The 9,361-nt window shown below is 60.2% G+C and carries 7 protein-coding genes; 2 read left to right on the top strand and 5 right to left on the bottom strand.

The genetic code is table 11. The features are described 5' to 3' along the window. Nucleotides 1-68: 68 nt before the first annotated feature. From xylA to B3520_RS10855, 4 genes are all read right to left on the bottom strand, one after another. Nucleotides 69-1,400 carry a xylose isomerase gene (gene xylA / locus B3520_RS10870; RefSeq protein ID WP_123639351.1) on the bottom strand — a complete coding sequence of 444 codons (1,332 nt, stop codon included), beginning with the start codon at nt 1,398-1,400 and terminating at the stop codon, nt 69-71. A gap of 72 nt (nt 1,401-1,472) precedes the next feature. Next, entirely contained in the window at nt 1,473-2,972 is a 1,500-nt protein-coding gene (locus B3520_RS10865) for a xylulokinase (protein WP_286876034.1), read from the bottom strand. 102 nt (nt 2,973-3,074) lie between these two features. Next, the gene (locus B3520_RS10860; protein ID WP_286805744.1) at nt 3,075-4,133 is read right to left on the bottom strand and encodes a LacI family DNA-binding transcriptional regulator; all 1,059 of its coding nucleotides are present in this window, start codon (nt 4,131-4,133) and stop codon (nt 3,075-3,077) included. A gap of 334 nt (nt 4,134-4,467) precedes the next feature. Beyond that, nucleotides 4,468-6,432 carry a hypothetical protein gene (locus B3520_RS10855; protein ID WP_286805746.1) on the bottom strand — a complete coding sequence of 655 codons (1,965 nt, stop codon included), beginning with the start codon at nt 6,430-6,432 and terminating at the stop codon, nt 4,468-4,470. Nucleotides 6,433-6,751: 319 nt separating this feature from the next. Here B3520_RS10855 and B3520_RS10850 point away from each other — a divergent pair, with 319 nt between their 5' ends. Both B3520_RS10850 and gshA read left to right on the top strand, forming a co-directional pair. Continuing rightward, nucleotides 6,752-7,081, top strand: a complete 330-nt coding sequence (locus B3520_RS10850; RefSeq protein WP_286805748.1) for a hypothetical protein — start codon at nt 6,752-6,754, stop codon at nt 7,079-7,081. A 74-nt stretch (nt 7,082-7,155) separates the two neighbouring features. Beyond that, nucleotides 7,156-8,736 (top strand): glutamate--cysteine ligase, encoded by a 1,581-nt coding sequence (gene gshA / locus B3520_RS10845; RefSeq protein ID WP_286805777.1) that lies wholly within the window; start codon nt 7,156-7,158, stop codon nt 8,734-8,736. Here gshA and B3520_RS10840 read toward each other — a convergent pair. Beyond that, nucleotides 8,733-9,176: a flagellar basal body-associated FliL family protein gene (locus tag B3520_RS10840; RefSeq protein WP_286805749.1), complete on the bottom strand. Its 444-nt coding sequence runs from the start codon at nt 9,174-9,176 to the stop codon at nt 8,733-8,735. The two genes, gshA and B3520_RS10840, sit on opposite strands and share 4 nt — an antisense overlap. Nucleotides 9,177-9,361: the final 185 nt, after the last annotated feature.

Raw genomic sequence — 9,361 nt, 5'->3', positions numbered from 1 at the left:
CCGCCGGTCCACTCTCAGCCCTTCAAAACAATCTTCTGGAGAACGAAGCGGTTTTCAGGACAATCTGCTTAGCGTACGAAACGGTTGATGATGTTTTCGTAAAGCTCCTGCTGGCCGCTGGTCTGCTTGGGCTCGCCCAGGGCGTTACCAATTTCGGCCAGTTGCTCCAGAGACAGTTTGCCCTGTTCGAAATCGGCACCTTTACCGTTGTCGAAAGAGGCGTAACGCTCGGCGCGCATTTTCTCCAGCGGCGACTTCTGGATCAGGTCGTCGGCGATCAACAGTGAGCGGGCGAACACGTCCATACCACCGATGTGACCGAAGAAGGTGTCGTTCAGGTCGGTGGAGTTACGACGACGCTTGGCATCGAAGTTTACACCGCCGCCCTGGAAACCGCCGTGGCGCAGCAGAACCAGCATCATCTCAACGGTTTCGTTGATGTTGTACGGGAACTGGTCGGTGTCCCAGCTGTTCTGGTAGTCACCGCGGTTGGCATCGATGGAACCGAGCATGCCGGCGTTGGCCGCTGCCTGCATTTCGTGGTCCATGGTGTGCTGGGCCAGGGTGGCGTGGTTGGTTTCGATGTTCAGTTTGAAGTCTTTGTCCAGGCCGTGATGACGCAGGAAGCCGATGACGGTTTCGCTGTCGAAATCGTACTGGTGCTTGGTCGGCTCCATCGGCTTGGGCTCGATCAGGAAGTTACCCTTGAAGCCGTTCTTGCGGCCGTAGTCACGGGCCATGGTCAGGAAGCGGGCCAGGTGCTCCTGCTCGCGCTTCATGTCGGTGTTAAGCAGGCTCATGTAACCTTCGCGGCCGCCCCAGAACACGTAGTTCTCACCGTCCAGTGCAATGGTCGCGTCCATCGCGTCTTTCAACTGGGCGCCGGCGAAAGCGACCACGTCAAAGTCCGGGTTGGTGGAAGCACCGTTCATGAAACGCGGGTTGCTGAACAGGTTGGAGGTACCCCACAGCAGTTTTACGCCGGATTCTTTCTGCTTGGCTTTCGCCAGCTCAACCCAGTTCTGCAGACGCTTCTGGGTTTCCGCGCGGGAATCACCCTCTTCAATCACGTCCACATCGTGGAAGCAGTAGTAGGGCACACCCAGCTTGGTGAAGAATTCAAACGCCGCGTCCAGCTTCATGCGGGTGCGGGTTTCGTGATCCTTGCCTTCGCTCCAGGGGAAGTGGAAGGGGCCGGGGCCGAAGGGGTCGTGGCCTGCGCCGCAGAAGGTGTGCCAGTAGCACACGGCAAAGCGGAAGTGCTCTTTCATGGTCTTGCCGGCCACTACGCGGTTCTCGTCGTAATACTGGAACGCGAAGGGGTTGTCGGACTCAGGGCCTTCGTAGGCAATTTTGCCAACGCCGGGGAAATACTCTTTATCGCCTAGGGTGATGCTCATGGTAATGACCTTTTGTGCTTTGTGTGAAAAGAGGTGGGCGGCGGTGGAGCCACCGCCCGGTTTCGGGTGTCCTTATCGGGCCTCGGCAAGGCGGCGCTCGACCGCCTCACGCCAATGGCCATAGAGTTCCTGATAACGGGATTGCAGCGCTGCCTCCGGCTCGAGAATCGCCTTGCGGGTCAGGGTGCGGAACACATCCTCACGGGAGGTGTAGTAGTCGCAACCCCAGGCCGCGGCCCGGGCGACGCCCTCGGCGCTGTCGGTCTGATACAGCTCCAGCGGAGCGCCGGTCAGGTTCACAAAGGCGCTGCTGAAAATCGGACTCAAAAACATGTTGCTGTGCCCGGCGCGCACCACGCGGGTTTCCGCGCCCAGGCCCTTGATCAGATCAAAACCCAGGTTCATGGCATAGGCCACGCCTTCCTGGGTGGCGCGGGCGATGTGGTTGACGCTGTGACGGTTCAGGTCCAGGCCATCCATCTGGGCGGACAGCAGCTTGTTGCGCATGATCCGCTCGGCGCCGTTCCCGAAAGGATAGACGTTCAGGCCTTCACTGCCAGGTTCCACAGATTCGCCCAGCTCGTTCAGTTTCGGGTAGGAGACTTCACCGCCGGCGCTCAGCACGCCGCGCAGCCAGCTGTTCATCCGACCGGCGCCGTTGATGCAGGCCAGCAGGCCCTTGTGCACTTCGGCCTCGCCTTTGTTGACGTGGCGGAAGGTGTTGATGCGCTGATCGGGGTCGGCAATGTTCTTGTCGGTGACCGCATAGACCACGCCGGAGGTGCCGGCAGTGGTGGCCACATCGCCCGGCTCCAGCACGTTCAGACTCATGGCGTTGGCCACCTGGTCGCCGGCGCGGAAGGCGATTTTGGTGCCGGGGTTGATGCCGAGTTCGCGGGCGGCCTGTTCGTTCACTTCGCCCTGCACGCCCAGGTTCGGGACCTGTTTGGCCAACAGGCTTGGATCGATATGCCAGTGCTTGAGCAGTTTTTCGGAGGCTTTGTTTTCGGCAAAGTCCCAGAACACGCCTTCGGACAGGCCGGAGGCAGTGGTGGTGCACTCGCCGCTCAGTTTGTAGGCGATGTAGTCGCCGGGCAGCAGAATCTTGTCGATTTTGGCGTAGGTATCCGGCTCGTTTTCCTGCACCCAGCGCAGCTTGGCGGCGGTGAAGTTGCCCGGGGAGTTGAGCAGGTGCTCCATGCACCAGTCTTTACCCAGTTCCTCAAAGGCTTTCTCGCCGGTGGCGACCGCGCGGCTGTCACACCAGATGATCGAGGGGCGCAATACCTCGCCCTGCGCATCCACCGCCACCAGGCCATGCATCTGATAGGAGATGCCGATGGCGCCGATCTTGTCTTTCGCTTCGGGGTGCTCGGCCCACATCTGGGCGCAGCCCTGACGCACGGCGTCCCACCAGGCTTCCGGGGACTGTTCCGCCCAGCCGGACTGCGGGGCGCTGATGGTCATTTCCTGGGGCGGGTAGGTGGCGCCCACCACCCGTTCGCCGGTTTCGCCATTGATGACGGCCAGTTTGACCGAGGAGCTGCCGATGTCTAATCCTAAAAAGTACATAGTTCTACTCTTTCTGTCTGTTGGGTGCTGTCTGTTGGGTTTGAGCCGCTTGCTGCCCATCTTATAGTTTAGGTGACTAACAGTAAATCCGCGTTGATCGATTCAGACCGTCTGCTCGGAGGGCTGACCACGCTTACTTCCGGGGTCATCCGCGCGGGGTGGTGCGGTCGAGTCCCGGACAATCAATCGGTGCTCCACAATTTCCGGTGCCTCGCCAATATCGTGGCCCTCAATGGCGCTGATCAGCCGGCGCATGGTGCGCTCGCCGATCTCTTCCGTGGGCTGCACCACGGTGGTCAGGGGCGGATCCATGATGGCCGCGTAGCGGGTGTCATCGAAGCCCACCACCGAAATGTCTTCGGGGACGCGCAGCCCCCGGCGTTTGATTTCATAGATTGCTGCCATCGCCATTTCGTCGTTGGCGCAGAAAATGGCGGTGGGCGCCTCCGGCAGGCTGAGCAACTTGCGGGTGGCCCGCCGAGCACCGTCGATGGTCTGATCGCCGTTGACCACCCACTCCCGGTGTTCGCCCTGGGGGCTGGCTTTCATGGCATCGAAGTAGCCCCGCTCCCGGTCACGGGTCAGCAGTGAACCGCGCGAACCGGCGATAAAGCCGATGCGCTGGTGACCGAGCTGGAGCAGATACTGGGTGGCCTCGCTCGCGGCGCGACGGTTGTCGACCCGTACGCTGGGGATATGGGCCATTTCGTCGGTGACGTTTTCGCAGCCGAGCACGATCGGGGTGCGCCGTGCCTGGGTGGAGTACTGGCTGGTGCCGGAAATGGGCGAGGGGCTGGCGAGCACGATGATGCCATCGGCCTCCTTGGACATGACCATCTTGCAGTAGTCGTCCAGCTCGGGCTGGCTGCTGGCGGTTTCCCGGATCAGGATCGAATAGCCGGTTTCCCGGGCGACGCCATTGATGCCGCGCATCACGCCTTCCCAGAAGGGCAGGCCCACGGATTGAAGCACCACCAGAATCAGCCCGGTTTTGCCTCGACGAAAGTTGCGGGCCAGGGCATTGGGGGTGTAGCCGGTTTCCTCAATAGCCGACTGAACCGCCGCCAGGGTCTTGGGTTTGACCTGGTCGGGGCTGTTCAGGCACCGGGATACCGTGGAGATGGATACCCCGGCCAATTTGGCCACTTGCTTGATCGACACGGTTTCGCTCCGTTAGCGCTGTGTGCTCCGACGCTCCGGCCGGAATGAGAGTATTCATAAAAAGGTTTATGAAAACGTTGCCATTCCGGCTTATGGTCGTTAAGACACTGAATAAGGCAGATTATGGACCCGTTTTTAGGTGATTGGCAAGTGGCTGAGTCAAAAAATAGAAACGTTTTCATTTTGGGCAAGAGTGTGGGGTATTGTCCTAATGGCCGTCGGTTCGAGGGGAGGTGGATTAATGGCGGGGGCAGAGAAGAGACCAGTACCTCCGCACGGTCGTACTGGTCTCTTCAGGTTGGAAGCTTCATGCTCCTGAGAAAAGCGTGTCAGCCTACTGGTTCATGGTCAGCTGCCATGACCAGTTCATGGCGCACTCAACCGTAATGTCCTCAGGCACGTACGTGGTTTGCCGCACCTCTATCCAAGTTCCGCTGATATTGCTGGCGTCGGGGTCGTAATAACCGACAAAGTCACTGCTGTCGCTGCTGACGAAGTTTTCCTGTGGTATATGTTCTGACACAGGCTCAAAAAAGCTCAGTTGGCCCTCCGCCGTCAATGTGCCGGTGATGGAGTCAGTGTCATCGCCTGTGCCTGACGTTAAGACGAATGACCCATTGGCCGCGTCCAGTTCCAGTTGAATCTGCTCTTCCAGGGTATCGCCCACCGTCTCATCGGCGCAGTACACGTCGTACCCCGGACCGCTGACGGGATCGTCGATGGTGGGGCCGGTGATCGAAACCAGGGTTTCGGTCAGTGTGTAGGACCCACCGGTTGCCGCGGGCGTGTCGTCGTCGCCACCGCCGTCGGTACCAGAGCCACCACCAGAGCCTACTGATACGCCAGTCGGACCTATTCTTTCAAAAAGAATAGGTTGCTCTTCGCCGCCATTGTTTTCTGTTTCCAGGCTTTCAATCAGCACCAGCTGGTTGGTCTCGGCATTGAAGTTGATGGTAGTAATCGTATCGCCGCCACCATCCAAGCAATCCCGTACTCCAGGAGCCGTGCCGGGGCAGGGGTGTGAAAGGCCCCATTCGCCATTGGTGTCTGTCGCCTGGGTGAACGTGGCGGCGCCGGTGTCGCTGTCGATGGTGTATTGGCCGCGCTCTATACCTGTCTGTCCTGCATCATCCATTGGCGACTCCTGAAGCATGGCGTACAGGCCGCTTTCAAACAGGTGGATGAGAACGAATTCCGTCTCGGTATCAATGCTCCAGGTGCCCACCCGGCCGTCGGTGTCGCTGTAGAGGCGGGTAAACTCAATGACTTCGGCACCGTCGCCTTCGCTGTCGCAACCTTCTCCGACGCCGGTGTCGGCGCCCAATAACAGCTTGTCGTCGCCGGGGTTGTCGCCAGTTACCAGGTCAAAGGTGAACAGGCTGTCTTCCTCTGAGGCGCAGGTGCTGCCGGACAGGCCAATCTCACCGTTGTAGTCGCGCACGTTCGACAGGGTGATCTGGCCATTGTTGATGTTCCAGTCGAGTTCACCCACTTCGAAACCATCCATTTCGGGCCAGTCCTCGTCATTGAAGATGGCGAAGCGACCGTCGGCTAATAGGGTCAGCACGATGACAAACTGTTCTTCAGGATCCGCCGCTGACGTGTCCACGTAATACCAGCTCCCCACGGCCTGGTCCCGGACATTGTCGATTGAGGCCTGTAGGTGAGCCCGAGCGTCTTCGGCGGTAACCAGGGTGGCATTGTCGCTGCCGGAGTTGGTGACCAGGTCGGCCACCTGATCATCGAAATCCTCAGCCGAGAAATCCACCGCCGTGGCGAAGTCGGCGGCCTGGCTGGCGATATCGATGCCGTTGCTGGCATCCCCATCAAAATCGAGGGTCTGCAGCAGGCGGGCAATATTGGTCGCTACCACATCAGTGGGGTCATCGGTGCCGGCAATGGTCAGAGGCGTAATGACGCCGCGTGCGGTGGTTGGGGGGAAGCTCAGATCACCAATGGAGAAGGTCACGGTATCGCCCGGCTCAAAGGTGAACCGGCCTTGGGCGTCGGTGGTGCCGGTGACGCCGCTGGGAGCGTTGGTGAACGTCACTCCCGCAACAGCACTGTCGACAAAGGTGCCGGTACGGCTGCCGGCGGTGGGCTCGTCGTCCCCGCCGTCATCATCGGTGCCGTCGTCACCATCGCTATCGTCGTTGGTGTCACCACCATCGTCGTCATTGGTATCGCCGCCGCCGTCGTCGTTGGTGGGTGGGGTGTCACCGCCGCTGCTGCCGCCGCCGCAAGCGGCCAGCGTTATCAGGGCGAAGCTCAACAGTAAGGTTCGAATGAATACAAGCATGATCTGGCTCCAATATGATTATGAGAGGTCGGTACCGAATCCTGGTCCGGACGGGTCCCTGTCGCTGCCGATGGAGCGGAACAGCGGCTCCGGCGCGAAGCTGTCGCTAAACTCCTCCCGGCAGTCTAGTACAGGTGGGGTAGAGGGGCATCACCCATTTGAGGTATGACGGACCGGAGGTGGCGGCAGCCAGACCGACGGTTTGGCAAAAACCCCTTGCACTCGGGGCCCTAACACTGAACAATTCCCGTTTCGGCGGAGGTCAGATTCCGCACGCCCCTCCGTCCTGTGACGTTGAGTGACGACTGCAAGGTGATCAATGACAGAGCTGTACATTTTGCGCAATCAGCATGGGTATTTTCTGGGTAAACAGAAGGATTGGCTGGACGGTCGGGACCGCGGTGCCCTGTACAAGACACCCCACAAGGACGAGGCCATCAATCTGAAGGTGGAAGTGAGCGCCAAGGATTTCGAACAGCGGATTCATATTCTGCCCTGTCAGCCCGATGAGCGTGGTCTTCCGGTGCTGGCGGTGGATGACATGCCCCCGCCGCGGGCCCGAGTGAAGCCGGTCCGGGCGGACAGTGCCGAGCCGGCGCCGGAAGCGTCACCTGAGCCCTCCGAGTCCGCCCAAGAGGCGCAAGACTAACGCGTTTTCAATACCGGCCGGTTCGTGCTGTAAAGGAGCCAACCTTGTCCCAATCCGAGCGTTTCCGCCATCTTCTGACGCACTTCGCGTCAACCGCCAATCAGACGCTGGGCGGCATTCGCCGGGGCGTGGAAAAAGAGAGTCTGCGGGTGACGCCCGAGGGTGAACTGTCCCAGGCGGTGCACCCCAAAGGGCTGGGGTCGGCGCTGACACACCCGCATATCACCACCGATTACAGCGAAGCGCTGCTTGAGTTCATTACCGAGCCGTTCACCCGGGTCGATGCATTGCTCAAGCAGCTGGATGATGTTCACCGTTACACCTATAGCGTGCTGGACCGGGAGTTGCTCTGGCCGGCCAGCATGCCCTGTGCGCTCAAGGGCGAGGAAGGGGTGCCGGTGGCGCTCTATGGCAGCTCCAACAGCGGCAAGATGAAAACCGTGTACCGCCTGGGGCTGGCCCACCGCTACGGGCGGGTCATGCAGACCATTGCCGGAGTCCATTACAACTTCTCGCTGCCGGACGATTTCTGGCGCACCCTGCAGGGCGAAGAGGGAGATACCGGCTCCCTGCAGGATTTCAAAACCCGGCGCTACTTCGACCTGATTCGCAACTTCCGGCGCTATTCCTGGCTGTTGATCTATCTGTTCGGCGCCGCCCCTGCGGTCTGTCGTTCATTTGTGCGCAATCGGCCGCACAAACTGGTGCCGTTTGAGGGCGATGAGCATACCCTGCACGCCCCTTACGCTACCTCGTTGCGCATGGGGGATCTGGGTTACCAAAGCGATGCCCAGCAACAGATGATTGTCTGCTACAACGATCTACCCTCGTACCTTCAGACGCTGTGCAAAGCCATCACCCAGCCTCACCCGGCCTATCAGGCCGTTGGCGTGAAGGGGACAGACGGCGAGTACCAACAGCTCAACACCAGTCTGCTGCAGATCGAGAACGAGTTTTACAGCAGCGTGCGTCCCAAGCGCACCACACGGCGTGGCGAGACGGCGCTACAGGCGCTTCGACTGCGCGGCGTAGAGTACGTTGAGGTGCGCTGCGTTGATCTGAACCCCTATGAGCCCTTGGGTATCAGTGCCGAGCAGATCCATTTTCTGGATGCCTTCCTGCTGCACTGTCTGTTGTCGCCGAGCCCGAAAGCGGACGATCAGGAGTATCGCAACATCCAGGAAAACCAGACGCGGATTGTCTACCGTGGCCGTGAGCCCGGCCTGAACTTGTGCCGCGGGGCCGGTGAAGTATCGATGTTCGAGTGGGCCGGTGCACTGTTGCGGGAGATGGATGACTGCGCGGGTCTGCTGGATCAGAGTGCCGGTGACGGGCACTTCCGGGCGGCGGTGGCGCAGCAGCGTCGCAAACTGGACAACCCGGCCCTCACGCCCTCGGCTCGGGTTCTGGAAGACATGCGCCGGGACAAGCTGACCTTCTTCCGCCACTCCATGGGGTTGGCCGAGCGGCACCGGGAGGCGTTTCTGCAGCGTCCGCTGGCGTCTGAGCAACAAGCCGCCTACGTGCGAATGGCGGAACAGTCCCTGAGCGACCAGGAAGCCGTCGAGGCGGAGGATCAGCTCAGCTTTGAAGACTACTTGGCGAACTATTACCGCCAGTATCAGGACTGCGGTTGCAGCGCCTCCGAGACTTAGCGCTGAACCACAAAGTTCCGGAACAGCAGGTCGCGGACCACGTTTTCCCGACCTTCCTCCTGCGCGAGCAGCGCGTTGGTTTCCGCCAGCGCGGTCTGGCGAAGTTGCTCGCGCCCGCTCTGGGTATTGATCTCTTCCTCCCCCTGGCGACTGAACAGCATGACCAGGTGGTGGCGTATCAGTGGCATGTGATGGCGGATCACACTGGCGTCCCGGGATTTATCGAGACGTAGCGAGACTTCGGCCCGTAAATACTTGAGCCGCCCCGGTCCGCCGTAGTTGACCACCAGTGGCTCACTTAGCGGTACATAAAGCTGGCCGTCTTCCAGCTCATCCTCCTGGGCGCTGGCTGACCAGCTCAACAGCAGACCGACGCTGAGCGCCAAGGACAGAAAAAAGCCTGTCGACGGTCGGTTAGACGCATATTTGAAGATCGACATCGGAAACCTACCGGTGATTCATTCGGGAATCTGTGCGCTAAATGGTGGCGCGCTCAGGGCGTTATTGCGTACCATTGTAGCCTAAAGGCGGCGCAGTGATAGCGCCTTGTGATGGCCCCAAGAGACCTGATTATGCCATTGACCATTCGTATGACCAACCTGCTCATCCTGCTCGCGGTGATGGC

It is taken from the genome of Marinimicrobium sp. UBA4509, from assembly GCF_002388575.1.
Classification (GTDB): domain Bacteria; phylum Pseudomonadota; class Gammaproteobacteria; order Pseudomonadales; family Cellvibrionaceae; genus Marinimicrobium; species Marinimicrobium koreense.
This window is presented reverse-complemented; position numbering and strand designations above follow the sequence as displayed.